This window comes from Actinospica sp., assembly GCF_035552695.1.
GTDB lineage: Bacteria > Actinomycetota > Actinomycetes > Streptomycetales > Catenulisporaceae > Actinospica.
Genome location: NZ_DASZKT010000249.1, coordinates 52,182 through 75,514, shown reverse-complemented (window position 1 = coordinate 75,514; position 23,333 = coordinate 52,182). Strand labels below are relative to the sequence as shown.

Below are 23,333 nucleotides of genomic sequence, written 5' to 3'. Positions count from 1 at the left end.
GACGTGCGAGGCAACTCGCTCGCGTCAGTTAAGCACAGCGCGCCGTACGCGCCGAAGGGCGTAGATCCCCGGAGCGTGGTCAACCCCGCCCAGGGCTCGGCGCTGCTTCGGTCGATCGGGGACCTCGACGACACCGGCGCCCGCCTCGAAGCGTTCTTCGCCCTGATCCTGCTCGCAGGACTACGCACCGCTGAGGCGATCGACATTCGCGACGTGGACTTGCGACTGCCGAAGCTCAAGAAGCCGATCGCGGACTACACCGCCAAGGAGCTTGAGAAGCTCGACCCATGGGGCGAGATCTGGGTGAGCCAGTCGAACCCCCAACCGGGCCGATGCTGGACTGACGACGGGGCACCCGGCCGCAGTAAGGCCCTCAAGCACCGGGCCGTCGGCGAGGGCCGCGTCACGCCTTCGTGCCCGGCGCTGACCATCGCGCTGATCAGGCACTTGGAGAAGTTCGGCACGGCGCCCGACGGACGGCTGTTCCGTAGCCTCAAGGTTCCCGGTGGGATGGTCACAAAGACCTGCTATATGCGGGTCTTCCGGGCCGCCCGCCTGGTCGCCCTCGGCGAGCTCGCTGCGACCCCGCTCGCCAGACGGCCGTACGACCTGCGCCACGCGTTCATCTCGACCGCGCTCGCCGCCGGCGTGCCCGCACCGGACATCGCTCGCTGGGTAGGCCAGAGCATCGAAGTCCTCATGAAGTACTACGCGGCGATGCTTTACGGCAGCGCCAAGACCTCCCAGGAGAAGTACGCGGCCGAGCTCAAATCCTGGGCGCCCGAGCCTGACGAGAAGCCCGCTGAGGGCCCGTCAGAGACGAGCGGCGAGAATTCATCCGCCCAGGTGAACGACGCGGACGCCACCGAAGGGTAAGCCCGATTCCTTGTCGCGTATTTGTCGCGACGGCTGACTGATCATGTGCAGCGATGCGTAAAGGTGAGACAAGCCGGGTGGCGAGCAAAGTGCTCGCCACCCGGCTTGACCTGGGAATTTCGTACCCTGCCTTGGGGTACGGATGGAGCGGACGACGGGAATCGAACCCGCGTAGCTAGTTTGGAAGACTAGGGCTCTACCATTGAGCTACGTCCGCGTGATGCTGATGCAGGCCTATCTTGCCACATCACCGTGCCCGCCCGTGACACGGTTTCCGCCGTGGACGCCCGCCCAGCCCGAGCTTCCGGGAACCCGGGTGCATGCGGGGTGCTGTACCGGGTAAGCTCCGCTCGCCGGGGTGTGGCGCAGCTTGGTAGCGCGTTCGCTTTGGGAGCGAAAGGCCGTGGGTTCGAATCCCGCCACCCCGACTCCCTTCGTGTTGGGCCGTGGGTTCGAGCTGCGATAATTCCGGGCCACCCCGACCCTGTAACCAGCGACTCGGCCGCCGCTCGATCACGGGCGGCGGCCGCTTGTCGCACTATCCGTTTCGTTCTGGCGAATATTCGACTCCTATTCGACTCCGAGGCGACGTCCGAGCCCTTGGCGGCGGTCGAGGCGTCATGCGCGTGGTCTTCAAGGTCGATTCGAGCGTTTCGGGGCCTTCGCCTTTCCTGTGATCTGCACTTTTATCACCCTGCGGGGGTCCGCGGGGTACGATGGCCCCGCAGGTGCGGTATCGGCGTGCGGAAAACCGTCCGCCGGCGTAGATCAGTGCCCGATTCAGCGAGTCACCGTCCGGCGCGGCGCCTGCGACCAAGACCGAAGTCCCAACGAGGAGACCACTGCTGTGAAGAGCGCCGTCGAGAATCTGGACCCGACCCGGGTCCGGCTCACCGTCGAGGTTCCCTTCGCCGAGCTCAAGCCCAGCCTCGACGCGGCGTATAAGAAGATCGCCGAGCAGGTGAACGTGCCGGGCTTCCGCAAGGGGAAGGTCCCGCCGCGAGTCATCGATCAGCGGTTCGGCCGTGCCCCGGTGCTTGAGGAGGCCATCAACTCGGCTCTGCCCGACCTCTACGGCAAGGCCGTGAACGAGGCCAAGCTGGAGGTCGTCGGCCGTCCCGACGTCGAGGTCACCGACCTGACCGACGGCGAGGCGCTGAAGTTCACCGCCGAGGTGGACGTGCGCCCCGAGTTCGACCTGCCCGAGTACCAGAGCCTCGAGGTCGAGGTGGACGACGCCGAGGTCGGCGACGAGCAGATCGACGAGCAGCTCGAGTCCCTGCGCAAGCGCTTCGGCTCGCTGGTCGGCGTCGAGCGCGCGATCGAGGACGGCGACTTCGTCAGCCTCGATCTGGTCGCCTCCATCGACGGCGAGATCCTCGAGGACGGCACGGCCTCCGGCGTCTCCTACGAGGTCGGTTCCGGCAACATGGTCGACGGCCTGGACGACGCGATCCTCGGCAAGAACGCGGACGAGGAAGTCGACTTCCGCAGCACCCTGGTCGGCGGCTCGCGCGCGGGTGACGAGGCCGACATCAAGGTCACCATCGGCTCGGTCAAGACCCGCGAGCTGCCCGAGCTGGACGACGACTTCGCCCAGCTGGCGAGCGAGTTCGACACCCTGCCCGAGCTGCGCGAGTCGATCTCCGAGCGGCTGGCCAAGTCCAAGAAGTTCGAGCAGGGCGCGCAGGCCAGGGACCGGGTCCTCGAGGCCGTGCTCGAGCAGCTCGACTTCCCGCTGCCGGCCAAGGCCGTCGAGGCCGAGATCGCCTGGCGCAACGAGCAGCTCGACCAGCAGATCGAGGCCGCCGGGATGACCCGCGACGGCTTCTTCAAGCTGCAGGAGCAGACGCCCGAGGAGTTCGCCGCCGACCTGGACAAGCAGGTGCGCGACGGGATGAAGGCGCAGTTCGTGCTCGACAAGGTGGCCGACGCCGCCGAGCTGTCGGTGAACCAGGGCGAGCTGACCAACCACCTGATCCGCCGGGCCTCCGGCTCCGGCATGAGCCCGGACCAGTTCGCCCAGTCGGTCGTGCAGTCGGGCCAGATCCCGGCTCTGGTCGGCGAGGTGCGCCGCGGCAAGGCCCTGCAGCAGATCCTCGAGTCCGCCGTGGTCAAGGACGTCTCGGGCAACGTGGTGGACCTCACCGAGCTGGCCGAGGCCGAGACCGACGCCTTCGGCCGGGCCGCCGGTGACGAGCACTACGGCCACGCGCACGAGTGAGGCGATAGCAGCGCGGAAGCTCTTTAGTTTCTACGCCTAGAGCGAACAAGTGACCCTAATCCGCTGCCGAATCCCCGGCACGGGTTAGGGTCGTTTTCAATGAGTCGGCAAGCGGCGAGAGCCGTGGGGTGGTACGCCCCGAGCGGAACAAGGTGGACGACGTGACGAATCAGAACTCCGACGCACCCCGGATGGCGGGCCTGGACGGTCCCGGCGGGCTCAACGACCAGGTGTTCAACAGGCTGCTGCGCAACCGGATCGTCTTCCTCGGTCAGCAGGTGGACGACGATATCGCGAACACGCTGTGCGCCCAGCTGCTGCTGCTCAACGCCGAGGACCCGGTCAAGGACATCTGGTTCTACATCAACTCGCCGGGCGGCTCGGTCACCGCGGGCATGGCGATCTACGACACCATGCAGCTGATCAGCAACGACGTGGCGACCGTGGCGATGGGCATGGCGGCCTCGATGGGCCAGTTCCTGCTGAGCGCGGGCACCACGGGCAAGCGTTACGCGCTGCCGAACGCCGAGGTGCTGCTGCACCAGGGCTCGGCGGGCCTGGGCGGCACCGCCTCCGACATCAAGATCCAGGCCGAGCGCCTGCTGCGGATGAAGCGCCGGATGCTCGAGCTGACGGCCCAGCACACGGGCAAGGAAATCGAGCGAATCGAGAAGGACTCGCAGCGCGACAACTGGTTCACCGCCGAGGAGGCCAAGGACTACGGCCTGATCGACGAGATCTTCACCACCTCCGCGCACGCCGCCGCGGTCGAGGCCTGATCCGCCCGCCCAGAGAGTAGAAGGACACCATGTCGAACCACTTCAGCCTGGACGCGCGGCACGACGGTCCGCGCCCCGAGTCCCGCTACATCCTGCCCAGCTTCGTCGAGCGCACCAGCCAGGGCCTGCGCGAGCACAACCCGTACTCGAAGCTGTTCGAGGAGCGGATCATCTTCCTCGGCGTGCAGATCGACGACACCTCGGCGAACGACGTCATGGCCCAGCTGATCACGCTGGAGTCGATGGACCCGGACCGGGACATCACCATGTACATCAACTCGCCCGGCGGCTCGTTCAGCGCGCTCACCGCGATCTACGACACCATGCAGTTCGTGAAGCCGGACATCCAGACCGTGTGCATCGGGCAGGCCGCCTCGGCCGCCGCGGTGCTGCTCGCGGCCGGGACCAAGGGCAAGCGGATGGCGCTGCCGCACTCCAAGATCCTCATCCACCAGCCGTACACCGAGACCGGCCGCGGCGACCTGATCGACCTCGAGATCCAGGCCGCCGAGATCCTGCGCATCCGCGTCACCATGGAGCAGATGCTGGCCCGGCACACCGGCAAGGCCGAGGAGGACGTGCGCCAGGACGTCGAGCGTGACAAGTACCTCACGGCGCAGGAGGCGCTCGAGTACGGAATCGTCGACAGCGTGCTCTCCACCCGCGCCGACGCCCTCGCCAGCGGGGCCTGACGGGTGATCGCCGAGCGGGTTCCGGGCGTGGTCCGGACTCGCTTGGCCCCGCAAGGGCCCGCGAAGCGGTACCTTCAGATAAGCGAGTCATCCACCACACCACTCCGTTAAGGAGAACCACCCCGTGGCACGCATCGGTGAGGGAGATCTGCTCAAGTGCTCTTTCTGCGGGAAGAGCCAGCGGCAGGTCAAGAAGCTGATCGCCGGGCCCGGCGTGTACATCTGCGACGAGTGCATCGACCTGTGCAACGAGATCATCGAGGAGGAGCTCGCCGGAGTGGCCGAGCACCGGTGGTCGGAGCTGCCCAGGCCGCGGGAGATCTGCGAGTTCCTGGACACGTACGTCATCGGCCAGGAGGAGGCCAAGCGCGCGCTCGCGGTGGCGGTGTACAACCACTACAAGCGGATCCAGGCGGGCGACACCAGCCGGTCGAACCGCGACGAGCAGGTGGAGATCGCCAAGAGCAACGTGCTGCTGCTCGGGCCCACCGGCTCCGGTAAGACCTTCCTGGCGCAGAGTCTCGCGCGGATGCTGGACGTGCCCTTCGCCATCGCGGACGCCACGGCGCTGACCGAGGCGGGCTACGTCGGCGAGGATGTGGAGAACATCCTGCTGCGATTGATCCAGGCCGCCGACTTCGACGTGAAGAAGGCGGAGACCGGGATCATCTACATCGACGAGGTCGACAAGATCGGCCGTAAGTCGGAGAACCCCTCGATCACCCGGGACGTGTCCGGCGAGGGCGTGCAGCAGGCACTGCTGAAGATACTGGAGGGCACGATCGCCGCGGTGCCCCCGCAGGGCGGTCGCAAGCATCCGCACCAGGAGTTCATCCAGATCGACACGACGAACATCCTGTTCATCGTGGGCGGGGCATTCTCCGGGCTCGAGCGGATCATCCAGGCGCGGGTCGGCAAGCAGGGCATCGGCTTCGGCGCGCAGCTGCGCAGCCGGGCGGAACTCGACGCCGAGGACGTCTTCGGCGAGGTCATGCCGGAGGACCTGATCAAGTTCGGGATGATCCCGGAGTTCATCGGACGTCTGCCGGTGATCACGCACGTGTGCAACCTGGACTCGGCGGCGCTCCGGCGGATCCTGGTCGAGCCGAAGAACGCCCTGGTCCGGCAGTACCAGCACCTGATGGCGCTGGACGGGGTCGAGCTCGAGTTCTCGGACGACGCGCTGCAGGCGCTGGCCGATCTCGCCATTCTGCGCGGCACCGGCGTGCGCGCGCTGCGCGCGATCATGGAGGAGGTGCTGATGTCGATCATGTACGACGTCCCCTCCCGCCGCGACATCGCCCAGGTGCTGGTCACCGCGGAGACGGTGCGGGAGCGGGCCATGCCGACGCTGATCCCGCGCGACTCGCCGCTGCGCGGCGGGCCGAACCCCCGGCTGCCCCGGGAGAAGTCGGCCTGACCGAGTCGGCCTGACCCGAGTCATACAGAGCCAGTCGGAACGGCGCGGCCCCCGCTCGCCAGGAGCGGGGGCCGCGCCGTCGTTCCGGCCTTGCGTCGTTCTTCGTGGCGGGAGTTGCCGCTCAGCTCTCCGCGGCGGCGCGGATGGCGTCCGCGACCGGGGCCGCGGTGCTCGGCGAGGTGCCGTCGAGGTACTGCAGCGTGCCGAAGCTGGTCTGGTCGTACCAGACGCAGATGGTCACCTTCGTGCCGCTCTCGTCCTTCGTCCCGCAGCTGAGCGAGCCGTCGCTCGCGTTCGTCGACTCCGTCTGCGCGTTGCTCACCCCGGCGCCGGTCATGATCTCGGAGACCACGTCCGCGGCCGAGCCGGAGGAGGTCAGCTGGCTCTGGTCCGAGGCGCTCAGGTCGGACATGGACTGGTCCACCAGGATCGTGGTCACGTTGTTGCCGCCGCCGTCGTTGTACGCGCCGAGCACCGGGTCCGGGTAGAGCTCGGCGTCCGCGGTCAGGCTCGACTTCATCGAGGACACGGCCTGCTTCGCGACGGAATTCGTCAGCAGCGTCAGGCCCTGCGCGCTGGCCGGGGCGCTGAGCTTCGTCGAGTTCGAAGATCCGGTGTTCGTCGAGGTGGCGCCGGCGGTGTCGGTCGGGCTGGACACCACCGAACTGGTGCCGGTCGGCCCGGCCACCGGGTTGTCGTGATGGTTGCCGGTGAGCACCACGGCGGCCGCGATGCCGCCGCCGACCACCACGAGGGCGCCGACCAGGATCGCGACGAAGGTCCCGTTGCCCTTCTTCGCCGGCGGTGCCGGGTACTGCGCGAAGTCCGGCTGCCCGTACTGCGGCGGCCCGTACGGCTGCGGGCCGTAGGGCTGCTGACCCGAGGTCTCGAACGGGTTCGGCTGCGGGGGCTGGCCGTACGGGTTGTTCTGCTGCGGCATCGGCTGCGTGTAGCCCGAGCCGGAGCCGGCCGGCTGTCCCCAGCCCTGCTGCCCCGACTGGTCCTGCGGCCCCTGCTGGGGCTGGCCGCCCTGCTGATAGGGCTGCTGTTGCTGCTGGCCGTACGGGTTGTTCGGATCGTACGGCGGTTGTTGCGGTTCTCCCCACGACATGCGGTAAACCTACCCATTCGTCGGACCGCACGAAGGCGTGTGGGCGTAACGGATACATACCGGTCTGCCGGGCTCCGTACAATCGTCTGCGTGACCGAAACCACTTCCCCGCAGACCCAGGGCAGCCACGCCGCTGCCGCCGCCTTGCCGCCGCAGTACGCGCCGGCCGAGGTAGAGGGGAAGCTGTACGAGCACTGGGTAGGCGCCGGCTACTTCGAGGCCGACGCGAAGAGCGAGAAGCCCCCGCACACCATCGTGATCCCGCCGCCGAACGTGACCAGCGTGCTGCACATCGGCCACGCCCTCGACGTGACCCTGCAGGACTCGATCACCCGCCGCAAGCGGATGCAGGGCTTCGAGGCGCTCTGGCTGCCCGGCACCGACCACGCCGGCATCGCCACCCAGAACGCGGTGGAGAAGCAGCTGGCCAAGGAGGGCCTGTCCCGGCACGACCTGGGCCGCGAGGCCTTCGTCAAGCGCACCTGGGAGTGGAAGGAGGAGAAGGGCAGCGCCATCCTCAACCAGATCCGCAAGCTCGGCGCGAGCGTGGACTGGACCCGGGAGCGCTTCACCTTCGACGCCGGCCTGTCCCGCAGTGTGCTGACGATCTTCAAGCAGCTCTACGACGACGGCCTGATCTACCGGGCCGAGCGGATCATCAACTGGTGCCCGCGCTGCCTCACCGCACTGTCGGACGCCGAGGTCGAGCACCACGACGACGACGGCGAACTGGTGTCGATCCGCTACGGCGAGGGCGAGAACGCCATCGTGGTGGCCACCACCCGGGCCGAGACCATGCTCGGGGACACTGCCGTGGCCGTGCACCCGGAGGACGAGCGTTACCAGCACCTCGTGGGCTCCACCGTGGAGCTGCCGTTCACCGGCCGGCGGATCCCGGTCGTGGCCGACGCGCACGTGGACCCGTCCTTCGGCACCGGCGCGGTGAAGGTGACCCCGGCGCACGACCCGAACGACTTCGAGATCGGGCAGCGGCACGCGCTCGAGAACCTCGTGATCATGGACGAGCGCGGTGTGATCACCGTGCACGGTCCGTTCCTCGGCCTCGACCGCTTCGAGGCGCGCCCGGCCGTGGTCGCGGCGCTGCGCGAAGAGGGCCGGATCGTGGCGGAGAAGCGGCCGTACGTGCACGCGGTGGGCCACTGCTCGCGGTGTGACACGGTGGTCGAGCCGCGGCTGTCGATGCAGTGGTGGGTGAAGGTGGGCCCGCTCGCCGCCGACGCCGCCGCGGCGGTGCGCGACGGCCGGGTGCGGATCCACCCGAAGGAGTTGGAGCCGCGGTACTTCCAGTGGGTGGACAACCTGCGCGACTGGTGCATCTCCCGGCAGCTGTGGTGGGGGCACCGGATCCCGGTCTGGTACGGCCCGAACGGCGAGATCGTGTGCGTCGGCCCGGACGAGGAGGCGCCGGGCACCGAGGCGGAGGGCTGGCGGCAGGACTCGGACGTCCTCGACACCTGGTTCTCCTCGGGACTGTGGCCGTTCTCCACGCTGGGCTGGCCGGACGACACCGAGGATCTGCGCAAGTTCTACCCGACCTCGGTGCTGGTGACCGGCTACGACATCCTGTTCTTCTGGGTCGTGCGGATGATGATGTTCGGCCTGTACGCGATGAAGGACCGCGGGCCGGAGGGCTCGATCCCCTTCCACACCGTGTCGCTGCACGGCCTGGTCCGCGACCAGCTCGGCCGGAAGCTGTCGAAGTCGCTGGGCAACGGCATCGACCCGCTGGAGTGGGTGGAGAAGTACGGCGCGGACGCCACCCGCTTCACTCTCGCCCGCGGCGCCAACCCGGGCGTGGACCTCGCCACCGGCGAGGAGTGGTGCCAGGCCTCGCGGAACTTCTGCAACAAGGTCTGGAACGCGACCCGCTTCGCGCTGATGAACGGCGCGACCGTCGCCGGGCTGCCCGCGAAGGAGCACCTGTCCACGGCGGACCGCTGGATCCTGTCCCGGCTCAGCGCGGTTACCGCCGAGGTGGACGCGCTGATGGAGGACTACCAGCACGCGAAGGCCTGCGAGGCGCTCTTCCACTATGCCTGGGACGAGGTGTTCGACTGGTACGTGGAGCTGGCCAAGGCGCCGCTCGCGGCCGGCGGCCAGGCGGCTGCGTCCACCCGGGCGGTGCTCGGCCACGTGCTGGACGTGACGCTGCGTCTGCTGCACCCGTACGTCCCCTTCGTGACCGAGGAGCTGTGGAAGACGCTCACCGGCGGCGAGTCGATCGTGATCGCGGCCTGGCCGGTCGCGGACGAGGCGCTGCGCGACCCGGCGGCGGAGGCGGAGATCCTGGCGCTGCAGGAGGCGGTGACCGAGGTGCGCCGCTTCCGTTCGGACCAGGGTCTGAACGTGGGTCAGCGGGTGCCCGGCCGACTGGTGCTGCAGGGTTCGCTCGCCGCGCACGAGACCGACCTTCGTTCGCTGGCCCGGCTGACCGAGCCGGAGGGAGGCTTCGCGGCCACCGCGACCCTGCGGACCGCGCTCGCGTCCGTGGAGCTGGACCTGTCCGGCACCATCGACGTGGCCGCCGAGCGGGCCCGTCTGACGAAGGATCAGACGGCCGCGGCCAAGGAGATCGCGCAGGCGAACGCGAAGCTGGGCAACGAGGCCTTCCTGGCGAAGGCCCCGGAGGCGATCGTCGAGAAGATCCGCATCCGGCTGGCGACGGCCGAGGCGGATCTCCAGCGCGTCCAAACCCAGCTCGAGAAGCTTCCGGAAGCCTGAAATACGAAGACCACGAGAACGGTCGCGGACCGTTCTCGTGAATCGCGGTGAACGAACGACCGCCCCCGGCACACCCGTGTGCCGGGGGCGATCGCGTCCACACGGAGTGTGAGCGTTCTGCTTTACCACCCGCCGCGGGCGGTTAAACCTGGCGGACGAGGCGAAGTGGCGCAGGATTTGACCCGGGGCGCCCGCGGTGAGACGCTAGAAGCCCGCGCACCTGCCCATTCGCGCGAGGGACGCCAGTGGAAGCTGTGCCTGTGCGCAGGTAGCACACCCCTCCAGCCCCGCCGCGTGCCCCTTGCCGTGCCCAGGACCCTTCTGGGTTGAGGGCGGCGTGGAACGCAAGCCACCGTGGCGCGAGCCGACGGTGAAAACAATGGCGACACGGCAAACCTGACCGGCCGTGTCGGTCCACTCGACGTGGAGGACCCTGGAATGGCTAAGGCACTACTCGGACACATCGGGGGCACGGACCCGCGGATGCTTGCCGAGGTCCGGAGGCTGCAGCAGCGCGTACGCGACCTGGAGGACGAACTCGGGCGCGCCAAGGCGGAGAACGACGCGCTGGCCGCGGCGGTGCACGGTGATTCCTTCGACCGCGAGCTGCTCGATGCGGTCAAGGACCGGGAGCCGGCGCTCACCTGAGCGGCCGGGGCCCCGGGAATCGGGCGCCGCACCACCGATAACTTCATCACCGGCATACGTCACGGGTGAGACCCGGATGTACGCCTAGAAGAATCGAAGGGACGCCGAGGCGTCCCTTCTGCTCTTCCCGGCATCTCGGCCGGTAGGCTGAGTGGAGTAGTCGGTAAGCCACTGGACAGGAACTCGGGACGACGTGCACCTCAAAAGCATGACCCTGCGCGGCTTCAAGTCCTTCGCCTCGGCCACCACCCTGCGCTTCGAACCCGGCATCACCTGCGTCGTGGGCCCCAACGGCTCCGGCAAGTCGAACGTCGTGGACGCGCTGGCGTGGGTCATGGGTGAGCAGGGCGCGAAGTCGCTGCGCGGCGGCAAGATGGAGGACGTCATCTTCGCGGGCACCGCGGGCCGTGCGCCGCTGGGCCGGGCCGAGGTCAGCCTCACCATCGACAACACCGACGGCGCCCTGCCGATCGACTACACCGAGGTCACCATCTCGCGGATCATGTTCCGCAACGGCGGCTCCGAGTACGCCATCAACGGCGCCCCCTGCCGCCTGCTCGACATCCAGGAACTGCTCTCCGACTCCGGTATCGGCCGCGAGATGCACGTGATCGTCGGCCAGGGCCAGCTCGACGCGGTGCTGCGGGCCGGACCCGAGGAGCGGCGCGCGTTCATCGAGGAGGCCGCGGGCATCCTCAAGCACCGCAAGCGCAAGGAGAAGGCGCTGCGGAAGCTGGACGCGATGCAGGCCAACCTGACCCGGATCACGGACCTGACCACCGAGCTGCGCCGCCAGCTCAAGCCGCTCGGCCGGCAGGCCGAGGTGGCCCGGCGCGCCGTGGCGATCCAGGCCGATCTGCGCGACGCCCGGCTGCGGCTGCTCGCCGATGAGTTCGTCAACCTGAAGCTCGCCTACGAGCAGGAGACCGCCGACGACCAGGCCGTGCGCGCGCGCCGTGCGCAGATCGAGCAGGAGGTCGCGCAGTGCCTGGCGCAGGAGACCGAGCTCGAGCAGTCCGTGCAGGAGCTGGTCCCGCACCTCGCCGCGACGCAGGAGGCCTGGTACCGGCTCTCCTCGCTGCGGGAGCGGCTGCGCGGTACGGGGTCGCTGGCGGGGGAGCGGGTGCGCAACCTCACCCAGTTGGCCCAGGGCGCGCAGACCGAGCGGCAGGGCCGCGATCCCGACGAGATGGAGCGCGAGGCCGAGTACATCCGCGAGCAGGAGGACACGCTCGCCGAGGAGATCGCCGAGGCGCAGGAGGCCCTGGCCGACGCGGTGCGGCGCCGCGGCGAGGCCGAGGCCGCGCACGGCGCTGAGGAGCGCAGGCTCGCCGCGGCGGTGCGTTCGGCCGCGGATCGCCGGGAGAGCCTGGCGAAGCTGGCCGGCCGGGTCGGCGCGGTGCGCTCGAAGCTGACCGCCGCGGACGCGGAGCTCGGCCGGCTGCGTACCGCGCACGAGGAGGCCAGGGCCAGGGCCGCGGGCGTGCAGCAGGAGTATGACGAGCTCAAGGCGCAGGTCGAGGGGATTGAGGACGGCGACGGCCTGGACGCGGAGGTCGAGCAGGCCACGACCACCGTCGCCGAGGCCGAGGACCGGCTGACCGCGCTGCGCGCCGCCGAGCGCGACGCCGAACGCGAGCGCGGCGCGTTCGGCGCCCGGAAGGAAGCCCTCGAACTCGGTCTCAACCGCAAGGACGGCGCGGGCGCGCTGCTCGCGGCGACCGACCGGCTCTCCGGAATGCTCGGCTCCGTCGCCGCGATACTGACGATCGAACAGGGTGCGGAGACGGCCGTGGCCGCCGCCCTCGGCGTCGCCGCGGACGCCGTCGCGGTCGCCTCCTCGGACACCGCGGTCAACGCGATCCGACTGCTCAAGGCCGAGGACCACGGCCGCGCGGCCATACTGATCGGCGGCGCCCACTATCAGGGTGCTGAGCTGCCGGAGCTGCCGCCGTACGCGCGCTACCTCGCCGGCCTCGTCAGCGTGCCGGCGGAGATGAGCGCCTCGGTGCAGCGGCTGCTGCACGGCATGGCCATAGTGGACGATCTCGGCGAGGCCACCCGGCTGCTCGAGGCGCGGCCGGAACTGGTCGCCGTCACCCGCGAGGGCGACGTGCTCGGTCGGCACATCGCGCACGGCGGTTCGTCCAGCGCGCCCTCGCTGCTGGAGATCCAGGCGGCGGTGGACGAGGCCGCGGAGAAGCTGGCCGAGGCCATCGAGCGGGCCAGGCAGCTGCGCGCGGAGCTCGAGGAGGCGACCGAGCGGCAGCGTGCCGCGAAGCAGCACCTTGAGGCGCTCGTCGCCGAACGCCGGGCCGCCGACGCGCAGAAGGCCTCCGTGGCCCAGCAGCTCGGCAGGCTCGGCGGCCAGGCCCGGTCCGCGCTGGCCGAGGTCGAGCGGTACGCCAAGTCCGCCGAGGCCGCGGAACTGGCCAAGGAGAAGGACGAGGGCACCCTCGCCGACCTCGAACTCGAACACGAGGAAGCGGCCGCCGCGGCCGAGACGCTGGCCGAGGACGACGAGAGCTCGACCGAGCAGCGGGACCAGCTCGCCGCCGAGGCCACCGCGGCGCGTGCGGCCGAGATGGAGGCGCGGCTCTCGGTGCGCACCGGCGAGGAGCGGGCCCGGTCGCTGGCCGGCCGTGCCGACGCGCTGGACCGGGGAGCGGCCGCCGAGCGCGAGGCGCGCAACCGGGCCGCGGAACGTCAGGCTGCTGCGAGCGCCCAGGTGCGCGTCGCGCAGGCCGTGGTCTCCGGCGTGAAGCAGACGCTCGCCTGCCTCGAGGTGTCGCTGGCGCAGGCCGCTGCGATGCGTGAGCAGGCGGAGAAGGAGCGGGCCGAGCGGGAGGCGCGACTCGGCCTGCTGCGGACCCGGGGCCGCGAGCTGGCGGGCGAGCTGGACCAGCTGACCGACGCCGCGCACCGGGACGAGGTCGCGCGCGCCGAGAAGCGGATGCGCCTCGAGCAGCTCGAAGAGAAGGCCATGGAGGAGCACGGCATCGAGGTCGAGGCGCTGGTCGCCGAGTACGGCCCCGAGGTGCCGATCCCGGTGGTCGGCGAGGACGGCGAGCCCGGCTTCATCGAGTTCGTCCGCCCCGAGCAGGAGAAGCGGCTGCGCCAGGCCGAGCGCGACTACACCGCGCTGGGCAAGGTCAACCCGCTCGCGCTCGAGGAGTTCGCGGCGATGGAGGAGCGCTACAAGTTCCTCAGCGAGCAGCTCGAGGACCTCAAGAAGACCCGCACCGACCTGCTCCAGGTGGTCAGCGACGTGGACGAGCGGGTCAAGCAGGTCTTCGCCGAGGCCTACGCGGACACCGAGCGCGAGTTCGTCGGCGTGTTCTCCCGGCTGTTCCCCGGCGGCGAGGGGCGGCTGTATCTGACCGACCCGAGCGACATGCTGACCACCGGCATCGAGGTCGAGGCGCGTCCGCCGGGCAAGAAGGTCAAGCGCCTGTCGCTGCTCTCCGGCGGCGAGCGCTCGTTGACCGCGGTCGCGCTGCTGGTGTCGATCTTCAAGGCGCGGCCCTCGCCGTTCTACGTGATGGACGAGGTCGAGGCGGCGCTGGACGACACCAACCTGCAGCGGCTGATCGCCATCATGGAGGAGCTGCGGGAGGCCTCGCAGCTGATCGTGATCACCCATCAGAAGCGCACGATGGAGGTCGCGGACGCGCTCTACGGCGTCTCCATGCGCGGCGACGGCGTGACCACGGTCATCTCGCAGAAGCTGCGGCACGACGACGGTCGCCTGCGCGACCAGGTGCCCGCGCAGGCCATGCCGGTGGACGCCTGAATCTGAGTCTTCCCATCCCCCATCCGCCTCGGTACGCTGCTCCGCATGACTGAGTCGGGTGGGGATGTCGGCCTTGTCAGGGTTCTGCCAGGGGTGGACGCGGGGCTGGTCCGGGGACTGGTGGACGCGCTCGAAGCCGTGGGGACGGCTTGTATCACGTTTGGGGAGCAGTTGGACGCCGGCGGCGTGCACGAGCACGCCTTCGGGAAGCTGATCGACGCCGCGAAGGTGCGCGACGCGTACCACGACCGGCTGCCCGCGACGAAGGTGAACCTGACCGAAGCGCGCGAGGTGGCCGAGGAGTTCCTCGCGGAATTCACGTCGAAGGAGTGACACGGGGAAGCCATGCATTGGACGCACCGATACGACGTCGTGGCAGAGGATCCGTCCTGCTACGACGAGCACGCGCCTGAGCCGGTGAACGAAGAGGCGCTCGCGGCGTTCGGCCGCAAGCATCTTTCGCACGGCTTTCTAGATCACTGGCACATGCCGGCGATTCCGATACCCGGTCTGAGCACGCTGGAGAAGAAGCTTGTCTTCTTCCTGTGTGACCTTACGGGCGCACCGAATCCGTTCCACGCGCTGGAGCGGATGACCGGCGACTGCGTGGAGCTGCAGCGCGTCGAGAAGATCTGGGAAGCCGGATACCAGGACCTCAACGCGAAGATAGTCGCGCTGCGGGCGGGCGCCGACGCGCTGACTCCCGAGTGGGACGGCCCCGAGGCCGACCGCTTCGAGCCCGCGCTGGCCGTCTACCTGGACGAGCTCGACGCGCTGGCCGGCTGCATACGCACGACGGCGGAGTGCGTGCGCGCGGTCCGCAGCGAGGCGCAGCTGGCCGAGGGCACGATCCAGATGCTGATCAACATTCTGATCGGCTCGCTCGGCGGAATGCTGGTGGCGGAGTTCATCACCGCGGGCACGGTCACCCCGGTCGCCGCCGCGCAGGCCCAGGTCGAGCTGGCGTACGTCGCCAAGAAGATCGCGTTCCTCGGCGGCAAGCTGAACATGGTCCAGTCGGATATCACGAAGATCCTCGACGCCGTGCGCGGTTTCAAGCGGCTCGAGGCGATGCGCTTCATTTTCGATTTGGCCGCGATCGAATAGCCTGCGGTCGGGGCTACCCGTCCGCTACCTGACAGAATAGACATCATGTTGACCGTGATCCTCGGCGTGATCGCCGGAGTACTGTTCGCGAGCCTGGTGGCCGCGCTCGTCGTGCGCGGGGGGAAAAAGCGCGCCGCGCGGGTGCTTCCGCCCGACGAACGGCGTTCCCCCGACGACCTGCGGCTCAAGCTCGGCGAGGATGCGACGCCGGAGAACGGCTCCGCCGGGGCGCTGGTCGAGGCGGCTGACCAGATCACCGTCGACGTCGAGCAGGCCGAGAAGCCGCGGATAGTCCTTGAGGCGCCCGAGCCGACGGCCGGCCGGCTGGTCCGGCTGCGCTCCCGGCTGGCCCGCTCGAACGGCGCCGTGGGCAAGGGCCTGCTGTCGCTGCTGTCCCGGGACAAGCTGGACGAGGACACCTGGGAGGAGATCGAGGAGGTCCTGCTCACCAGCGACCTCGGCATCGGCCCGACCCAGGAGCTCGTCGAGGCGCTGCGCACCCGGACCCGCGTGCTCGGCACGCGCACCCCCGAGGAGGTGCGCGAGCTGCTGAGGGAGGAGCTGCTCAAGCTGGTCGACCCGAGCATGGACCGCACGGTGCGCTCGCTGCGCGAGGACGGCGAGGGACCGGCCGTGGTGCTCGTGGCCGGCGTCAACGGCGTCGGCAAGACCACGACCACCGGCAAGCTGGCCCGGGTGCTGATCGCCGACGGCCGGACCGTCGTGCTCGGCGCCGCCGACACCTTCCGCGCGGCCGCCGCCGACCAGCTCGAGACCTGGGGCGACCGCGTCGGCGCCATCACCATCCGCGGTGCCGAGGGCGCCGACCCCGCATCGGTCGCCTTCGAGGCCGTGCGCCGGGCCAAGGAACTCGGCGTGGACACCGCGCTGATCGACACCGCTGGACGGCTGCACACCAAGACCGGCCTGATGGACGAGCTCGGCAAGGTCAAGCGCGTCGTCGAGAAGCAGGGACCGGTCGACGAGGTGCTGCTCGTCCTCGACGCGACCACTGGCCAGAACGGCCTCGTCCAGGCGCGCGTCTTCCGCGAGGTCGTGGACATCACCGGCATCGCCCTGACCAAGCTCGACGGCACCGCCAAGGGTGGCATCGTCATCGCCGTCCAACGCGAGCTCGGCGTCCCGGTCAAGCTGGTCGGGCTCGGCGAGGGCGCCGACGACCTCGCGCCCTTCGACCCGGTCGCCTTCGTGGACGCGCTGGTCGGCAGCTGACGGATCACCAGAAGCGAAGGCCGCGGACGAGATTCGTTCCGTGGCCCTTTGCGCAGTGCCTCTCGATGCCGCTCAGTGCCGCTGCGGGAGGCGGCAGCTGGCGATGCCGCCGAGGACGACGTGGGCTGCGGGGAGTTCGGGCGGCGTGCCGACGGTCCCCGGTTCGCGCAGCCAGCGGGCGCGGCTGTACGGCGAGCCGGGCAACTCCACGAGATCGCCGCGATGCAGTACGCGGAGACGGCAGCTCTCGCCGAGCAGCGTCGGCACCGAGCCGAGGGTCGCGCACTGCACGAGGAAGCCGATGCGGTCGGTCGCCGGGGCCCAGAGCACCGGCCCCACCGGCACGCCGAGGCGTTCCAGGCGCAGCAGGGCGGCCCGGCCCGAGGACGCGTCCGCCTCCACGACGTCGAAGGCCTCGCCGCTGACCGCGTGCACGGCGGCGCTCGGCAGCATCGACCAGAGCGCCTGCGCCCGCTCGGGATCGGTGGTCGGCGTCGTCGAACCGGTCGTCACCGGCCAGCCGTAGGAGGCATAGCGCACGGCACACTGACGCGCCGTCGCCCGCGAAGTTCCCTGCGCCGGGCGGCGCACCTGCCGTGGCAGTAAGCCGAGGCTCGGCCCACGCATCACACGCCCCACAAAGTCTTGTCTTCCATCTTCGGCCGGTGCTTACACACGGCCGGGTACGCCGTTTTCCGCGTCGGTCCAGGTTGATCAGGGTACAGCCGCCTCCCCGTGGCGGCCGACGTAAACGCTAGCCATCCCGCGCGGCGAACGTGGGATGTCGCGGGTGGCGAATCCTGGCGCATTCCGGCAAACGCCTGCGGGACTCAGCTCCAAGGCGTTACCGTCGCCTCACCATGAGCGACCTGGCAACCACGGCGGCGATCCATCGTGCCTGAACGCGTACCCAACGCCCTGTTCGCCTCTTGGTTCCAGCGCAGCGGCTGGTCCAAGGGCGAAGTCGCCCGCATGGTCAACCGCAGGGCCCGGGATCTCGGCGCGACACATGTGGCCACCGACACCTCGCGGGTGCGTCGGTGGTTGGACGGTGAGCAGCCGCGCGACCCGATCCCGCGCATCCTCACCGAGCTGTTCAGCGAGCGCTTCGGCTGCGTGGTCACGCTCAGCGACCTGGGCCTGCGCGAGCCGTCGAGCCCGATCGCCGGGACACTCGCCGACCTGCCCTGGGGCCCGGAGCGCACCGCCGAACTGCTGGCGGAGTTCTGTCGCAGCGATCTGCTGCTCGGGCCGAATCCGGCGCGCCGGGTCGGCGACGGCGCGCCGCCGCTGGCCGCGGGGACCGCGCTGATCGAGCCGGTGAAACGCTGGCTGCTGCCCTACGTGCCGGCGCCGCTGCGCTCCCTCGAATCGCTGGATCCGCTGACCGCGAACGGCCAGAGCCCGGTGCAGCCGCAGCGCGGCCGTCCGGGTCGGGCCGCGGTGCTGGCCGACCAGCTCGAGGAGACGCTGCGGGTCTTCCGCGACTGGGAGGCGGCGATCGGCGGCGGGATCCGGCGCTCCGCCGTGACCGGCCAGCTGTACGAGGTGGCCGAGCTGATCCGGCACAGCCCGGAGCCCGCGCATCCGCGGATCTTCCGCATCGCCGCGCTCTACTGCCTGCTCGCGGGCGAGATGGCGCTGGACAGCGGGCTGCAGGCGGCGGCCCAGCGGTACCTCGTCCTCGGGCTGCACGCGGCGAAGGAGAGCTCGGACCGCAACACGATCGCCGTGATCCTGGCCGCGACGGCCCGTCAGCTGGTGGGTCTGAACCGGGCGCAGGACGCGCTGGACCTGCTGGCCGTCGGACGCTCGGCCACCCGCGGCGACCTCGACCCGCTGGCCGCCGCGTTCGTGGACCTCGTCGAGGCCCGCGGCTACGGCGCGCTCGGCCGGATCGATCCGGCCCGGCTGGCCCTGGAGCGTGCGCGGACCCTGCACGCCAAGGGCTGGGCCGCCGAGTACGGCCCGGGCTCGACGCCGCTGAGCAACGCCAGCCACCCGTGGCCGCCCACGTTCACCCCGGCGGCCGTCCGGCTGGAGACCGCCCGGGCGCTGCGCGACCTGGCCGCGCGCCTGCCGCAGCTGACCGGCGAGGCCGCCGCGGAGTTCGACGCCTCGGCCGGGCTCTACGAGCGGGACTTCCCGCGGCAGCTGCGCGGCAGGGTGGAGGCGCTGACGGGTTCCGCCGAGGCGCACGCCGTGCTCGGCCACCGCGCCGCCGCGGTCGCCGCGCTGCGCACCGCCGGCGGGCTCGCCGTGCGGATCCGGTCACGGCTGGCCGAGGAGCGGCTGCGCGAGGCCGCCTGCCGGGTGCGCGCGGCCTTCCCCGAGGAGCGCGAGCCGGGCGACGGCGCGTCCCCGGCCCCATCGTTCACACATACGTAACCTTCTTGCCGATTCCGTCACGGCCGGGAAACAACGCACGCGGCGCCCGGTAACGGTGCGCCGCAATCGTGTTGCACCATCGCACCACTCTCCGGACCTTGACGAATTCGCGCCAACCGAAGGAAACGTGAACCATGCCAACACTGGACAGCGGCAACACCGCCTGGGTGCTCGCCAGCTCAGCGCTGGTCCTGCTCATGACGCCGGGCCTGGCGTTCTTCTACGGCGGCATGGTCCGCGCGAAGAGCGTACTGAACATGCTCATGATGAACTTCATCTGTATAGCCGTGGTCACCGTGGCCTGGGTGCTGTACGGATGGTCGGTATCGTTCGGTAACGCGAACGACGCGAACGGCAACGGTTTCTGGGGCACCCTCACCCAGTGGGGGATGCAGAGCATCAACACCGGCATCTCCAGCGGCAGCCACGCGACGATCTACGGCACCACCGGTGTGCCGATCTTCGCGGTCGCCTGCTTCCAGCTGATGTTCGCCATCATCACCCCCGCGCTGATCTCCGGCGCGATCGCGGACCGCACGAAGTTCGTCGGCTGGAGCATCTACGTGCTCGCGTGGGTGACCGTCATCTACTTCCCGGTCGCGCACTGGGTCTTCTCGCCGAACGGCTTCATCAACGCCAAGCTGCACGTGATGGACTTCGCCGGTGGTACGGCGGTCCATATCAACGCGGGTGCCGGAGCACTGGCCTGCGCGTTGGTGCTCGGCAAGCGGATCGGCTTCAAGAAGGACCCGATGCGTCCGCACAACGTGCCGTTCGTGATGCTCGGCGCGGCACTGCTGTGGTTCGGCTGGTTCGGCTTCAACGCCGGTTCGGCGCTGACCGCCGGCGGCCAGGCCTCGGTCGTGTTCATGAACACCCAGGTCGCCACCTGTACCGCGGTCATCGGCTGGCTGGTCGCCGAGAAGATCCAGCACGGCAAGTTCACCACCGTGGGCGCCGCCTCAGGTGCCGTCGCCGGTCTGGTCGCGATCACCCCGGCCTGTGCCTCGGTCTCCCCGATCGGCGCGATCTTCGTCGGCCTGATCCCCGGCTTCGTGTGCTGCTACGCGGTGAACCTGAAGAACCGCTTCGACTTCGACGACTCGCTCGACGTGGTCGGCGTGCACCTGGTCGGCGGTATCCTCGGCACCCTGCTGATCGGCTTCTTCGCCGCGCCGAACGAGGTCTCCGGCTTCACCAACGGCGCCAAGGCGGGCCTGTTCTACGGCGGCGGCATCGACCAGCTGCTCGCGCAGTCCGAGGGCGCGGGCATCGTGTTCGCCTACTCCTTCGTGGTCTCCTTCATCCTGGCTAAGATCGTCAACGCGACCGTCGGCCTCCGGGTCAGCGCCGAGGACGAGATCGCCGGCGTGGACCAGACCGAGCACGCGGAGACCGCCTACGACTGGGGCGGCCTGTCCGGAACCCTGCACCGCGCCGCGGTCAGCGTGGCCGCGGCGACCGCCACCTCCAATGGGTCGACCCCGGCGGGGGAATCCGACGAGGAGAAGGTCACCGTCTGATGAAGCTCATTACCGCAGTCGTCAAGCCGTACAAGCTGGACGAGGTGAAGACCGCGCTGCAGGCCTTCGGGGTGCACGGTCTGACCGTCAACGAGGCCTCGGGCTATGGCCGGCAGCGCGGGCACACGGAGGTCTACCGCGGTGCCGAGTACACCGTGGACCTGGTGCCTAAGGTCCGGATCGAGCTGCTCGCCGAGGACCACGACGTCGAGGACCTGCTCAACGTGATCGCCAAGGCGGCGCAGACCGGCAAGATCGGCGACGGCAAGATCTGGGTCACCCCGGTCGAGACCGTCGTCCGGGTCCGCACCGGGGAGCGCGGGGCCGAGGCGCTGTAAGCCCTCTGCTTCGTGGAGTCTCGGTAACGCCACCGAAGTGAACGACGAAGTCCGGCCGGCCAGCCGGGATCTCGAAGGGGAGCACGTTTTGCGATTCGCACAGGGACGCGAGGCGCGATCCGACGAGATGGACGCTTGGCTGGCCGGGCTTCTCGGCGACGTCGAGGGAGCCGCCCTGGTGGCGGTCGGCGGCTACGGCCGTCGACAGCTGAGCCCGGGCAGCGACCTCGACGTCGTGCTGCTGCACGACGGTTCACGGGACGCCGCGGCCATCGCCGAACTCGCCGACTCGATCTGGTACCCGATCTGGGACGCGAAGGTGAAGCTCGACCACTCCGTGCGCACGGTCGCCGAGGCGCGGTCGGTGGCGCAGGAGGATCTGGCCGTCGTGCTCGGCCTGCTGACGGCGCGTCACGTGGCCGGGGCCGCGGAGCTCACCGAGGCGCTGCGCTCGCTGGTGCTGGCGGATTGGCGCAAGCAGGCGCCGCGTCGGCTGCCGGAGCTGAAGGCGCTGCGCGAGGAGCGCCGCGAGCGGCACGGGGAGCTGGCCTACCTGCTGGAGGGGGACCTCAAGGAGTGCGCGGGCGGCCTGCGTGACGCGGACAGCCTGCGGGCGATCGCGGCGAGCTGGATCGCGGACGTGCCGCACGGCGCCCCCGAGGCCGCGCAGGGCTTCCTGCTGGACGTCCGCTGGGTGCTGCACACGCGCACCGGCCGGGCCGCGGACCGGATCCTGCTGCAGGAGCAGGACGAACTGGCCGCCGAGCTCGAATTCGAGAGCGCCGACGAGCTGATGCGGGCGGTCAGCGACGCGGCACGGACCATCGACTACGCCTGCGACGTCGCCTGGCGCCGCGTCGATCAGGCGCTCGCCACGCGGAACAGGTCGAGCGGCATCAGCGGGCTGCTGCGCCGCGGCGGCAACAGCGCTCCGCCGCGCGAGCCGCTGGCCGACGGCGTCGTCAAGGCCGAGGGCGAGGCGGCCCTGGCGCTCGCCGCCGACCCGAACGATCCGGTGCTGCCGCTGCGCATCGCGTCCGCCGCCGCGCGGGCCGGACTGCCGATCTCACCCGCGTCCCTCGAACGGCTGGCCGCGTCCCCGGCCGTGCTGCCCGAACCGTGGCCGGAACCCGCGCGCGCCGAACTGCTACGCCTGCTCGGCGCCGGACCCGGCCTGATCCCGGTCTGGGAGGCCCTGGATCGCACCGGGCTCCTCGTGCGGCTGCTGCCCGAATGGGAACGCATCAGGTCCCTGCCGCAGCGCAACGCCCTGCACGTACACACCGTGGACCGGCACATCGTGCAGACGGTCGTGCACGCCGCCGAGCGCACCCGTCGCGTGGACCGGGCGGACCTGCTGCTGGCGGCCGCGCTGTGCCACGACCTCGGCAAGGGGCTTCCCGGCGACCACTGCCAGACCGGAGCCGACATCGTCGCGAAGCTGGGCGTGCGCCTCGGCTTCCCGGCCCACGACGTCGCCACGCTCATCGCGCTGACGCGGCATCACCTGCTCTTCGCCGAACTCGCCGTGCACCGCGACCCGACCGACCCGGCCACGCTGGCGCCGCTGTTGGCCGCCGCGGGGGAGTCGGGCACCGGCCCGGGGGACTTCGTCGTGCTGCTGCACCTGCTGACGGAGGCGGACTCCCAGGCCACCGGGCCGGCCGTGTGGTCCACGTGGCGCGCGTCGCTGTACCGCGAACTCGGCCTGCGCGCGCAGGCCGTGCTGGCGGGGGAGGACCAGCCGAGCACGCAGACCGCCGGGCACGAGGAAGCCGATCAGACACTGGCCGGCCAGGCCGCGATCGCCCCGGACGGGATCGCCGTGCAGGCCGTGGCGCCGGGCAGTGCCGGAATCGGCCGCATCGACGTCGCGATCCCGGACCAGGTCGGCGCGCTCGCACTGGTCGCGGGCGTGCTGACGCTGCGTCACGTGCGGGTGCTGGCCGCCGAGCTGAGCTCGGCCAAGGCGGGTGCGGCCACGTATGCCGTGCAGCGGTGGACGGTCGCGGCCGAGTACGGCGAGCTGCCGGACCTGGTACGGCTGCGGACGGATCTGCGCGGCGCGCGGGCCGGGACGCTCAAGATCGCCGAACGGCTGGCCACCCGGGACCAGGAGCGCGCCGGGCAGCGCAGGCAGCGCCCCGCCACCCCGCCGGCCACCGTGCGCCTGCTGCCGAGCGCGTCGGAGACGGCGACCGTGCTCGAGGTCCGTGCCGAGGACACCCCCGGCCTGCTGCACCGGATCGGCGCGGCGATCGCCGGAACCGGCGCCGACATCGAGCGGGCCCGGATCGCCACGCTCGGTCCACAGGCTGTGGACGTGTTCTATCTGACCTTCGGCGTCGGCTCGGAGACGGCCGTCGGCAGCGCGGCGGCCGAGGAGCTGGTGGCGGAGGTGAGGGCCGCGCTCAACTGACAGTTCGCCCGGAAGTCACCTCGCATTTCTCCGCGCGGTA

At 70.3% G+C, this 23,333-nt stretch carries 16 protein-coding genes, 2 tRNA genes and 1 pseudogene; 16 read left to right on the top strand and 3 right to left on the bottom strand.

Annotation, left to right across the window (positions count from 1 at the left end; genetic code table 11):
• Positions 1-876: pseudogene (locus VG296_RS28250) on the top strand (hypothetical protein); the annotation flags it as partial.
• Between the two features lie 143 nt (positions 877-1,019).
• Here VG296_RS28250 and VG296_RS28245 read toward each other — a convergent pair.
• Positions 1,020-1,093 (bottom strand) — tRNA-Gly (locus VG296_RS28245).
• A gap of 137 nt (positions 1,094-1,230) precedes the next feature.
• On the opposite strand from VG296_RS28245, the gene VG296_RS28240 reads away from it, so the two are divergent.
• From VG296_RS28240 to clpX, 5 genes are all read left to right on the top strand, one after another.
• Positions 1,231-1,304 (top strand) — tRNA-Pro (locus VG296_RS28240).
• A 419-nt stretch (positions 1,305-1,723) separates the two neighbouring features.
• Positions 1,724-3,100, top strand: a complete 1,377-nt coding sequence (tig, locus tag VG296_RS28235) for a trigger factor (protein ID WP_325571017.1) — start codon at positions 1,724-1,726, stop codon at positions 3,098-3,100.
• A gap of 191 nt (positions 3,101-3,291) precedes the next feature.
• Positions 3,292-3,879, top strand: coding sequence for an ATP-dependent Clp protease proteolytic subunit (locus tag VG296_RS28230; protein ID WP_325571025.1), 588 nt, complete (start codon positions 3,292-3,294; stop codon positions 3,877-3,879).
• 29 nt (positions 3,880-3,908) lie between these two features.
• Positions 3,909-4,571, top strand: coding sequence for an ATP-dependent Clp protease proteolytic subunit (locus tag VG296_RS28225; protein ID WP_325571015.1), 663 nt, complete (start codon positions 3,909-3,911; stop codon positions 4,569-4,571).
• Between the two features lie 124 nt (positions 4,572-4,695).
• Positions 4,696-5,991, top strand: coding sequence for an ATP-dependent Clp protease ATP-binding subunit ClpX (gene clpX, locus VG296_RS28220; protein WP_325571013.1), 1,296 nt, complete (start codon positions 4,696-4,698; stop codon positions 5,989-5,991).
• 121 nt (positions 5,992-6,112) lie between these two features.
• On the opposite strand, the gene VG296_RS28215 is transcribed toward clpX, so the two are convergent.
• On the bottom strand, positions 6,113-7,102 hold the full coding sequence (locus VG296_RS28215; protein WP_325571011.1) for a hypothetical protein: 990 nt from the start codon (positions 7,100-7,102) through the stop codon (positions 6,113-6,115).
• 90 nt (positions 7,103-7,192) lie between these two features.
• Here VG296_RS28215 and VG296_RS28210 point away from each other — a divergent pair, with 90 nt between their 5' ends.
• From VG296_RS28210 to ftsY, 6 genes are all read left to right on the top strand, one after another.
• Positions 7,193-9,844, top strand: coding sequence for a valine--tRNA ligase (locus tag VG296_RS28210; RefSeq protein WP_325571009.1), 2,652 nt, complete (start codon positions 7,193-7,195; stop codon positions 9,842-9,844).
• Positions 9,845-10,282: 438 nt separating this feature from the next.
• Positions 10,283-10,492 carry a hypothetical protein gene (locus VG296_RS28205; RefSeq protein WP_325571006.1) on the top strand — a complete coding sequence of 70 codons (210 nt, stop codon included), beginning with the start codon at positions 10,283-10,285 and terminating at the stop codon, positions 10,490-10,492.
• A gap of 193 nt (positions 10,493-10,685) precedes the next feature.
• Positions 10,686-14,285: a chromosome segregation protein SMC gene (gene smc / locus VG296_RS28200; protein WP_325571004.1), complete on the top strand. Its 3,600-nt coding sequence runs from the start codon at positions 10,686-10,688 to the stop codon at positions 14,283-14,285.
• A 45-nt stretch (positions 14,286-14,330) separates the two neighbouring features.
• The gene (locus VG296_RS28195; protein ID WP_325570999.1) at positions 14,331-14,618 is read left to right on the top strand and encodes a hypothetical protein; all 288 of its coding nucleotides are present in this window, start codon (positions 14,331-14,333) and stop codon (positions 14,616-14,618) included.
• A gap of 12 nt (positions 14,619-14,630) precedes the next feature.
• Entirely contained in the window at positions 14,631-15,392 is a 762-nt protein-coding gene (locus VG296_RS28190; RefSeq protein WP_325570997.1) for a hypothetical protein, read from the top strand.
• Between the two features lie 45 nt (positions 15,393-15,437).
• The gene (gene ftsY / locus VG296_RS28185) at positions 15,438-16,625 is read left to right on the top strand and encodes a signal recognition particle-docking protein FtsY (protein WP_325570995.1); all 1,188 of its coding nucleotides are present in this window, start codon (positions 15,438-15,440) and stop codon (positions 16,623-16,625) included.
• A gap of 72 nt (positions 16,626-16,697) precedes the next feature.
• Here the strand turns inward: ftsY and VG296_RS28180 are convergent, their stop codons facing one another.
• Entirely contained in the window at positions 16,698-17,165 is a 468-nt protein-coding gene (locus VG296_RS28180) for a bifunctional DNA primase/polymerase (protein ID WP_325570993.1), read from the bottom strand.
• A 354-nt stretch (positions 17,166-17,519) separates the two neighbouring features.
• On the opposite strand from VG296_RS28180, the gene VG296_RS28175 reads away from it, so the two are divergent.
• The 4 genes from VG296_RS28175 (at position 17,520) to VG296_RS28160 (ending at position 23,293) form a co-directional block, all read left to right on the top strand.
• Entirely contained in the window at positions 17,520-19,013 is a 1,494-nt protein-coding gene (locus VG296_RS28175; RefSeq protein ID WP_325570991.1) for a hypothetical protein, read from the top strand.
• Positions 19,014-19,147: 134 nt separating this feature from the next.
• Positions 19,148-20,536 carry an ammonium transporter gene (locus VG296_RS28170; RefSeq protein WP_325570989.1) on the top strand — a complete coding sequence of 463 codons (1,389 nt, stop codon included), beginning with the start codon at positions 19,148-19,150 and terminating at the stop codon, positions 20,534-20,536.
• Positions 20,536-20,874: a P-II family nitrogen regulator gene (locus VG296_RS28165; protein WP_212516065.1), complete on the top strand. Its 339-nt coding sequence runs from the start codon at positions 20,536-20,538 to the stop codon at positions 20,872-20,874. The genes VG296_RS28170 and VG296_RS28165 overlap by 1 nt, the downstream gene beginning before the upstream one ends.
• A 37-nt stretch (positions 20,875-20,911) precedes the next feature.
• A complete protein-coding gene (locus VG296_RS28160; RefSeq protein ID WP_325570986.1) occupies positions 20,912-23,293 on the top strand; it encodes a [protein-PII] uridylyltransferase in 2,382 nt (793 codons plus the stop codon).
• The last annotated feature ends 40 nt before the right edge of the window (positions 23,294-23,333 follow it).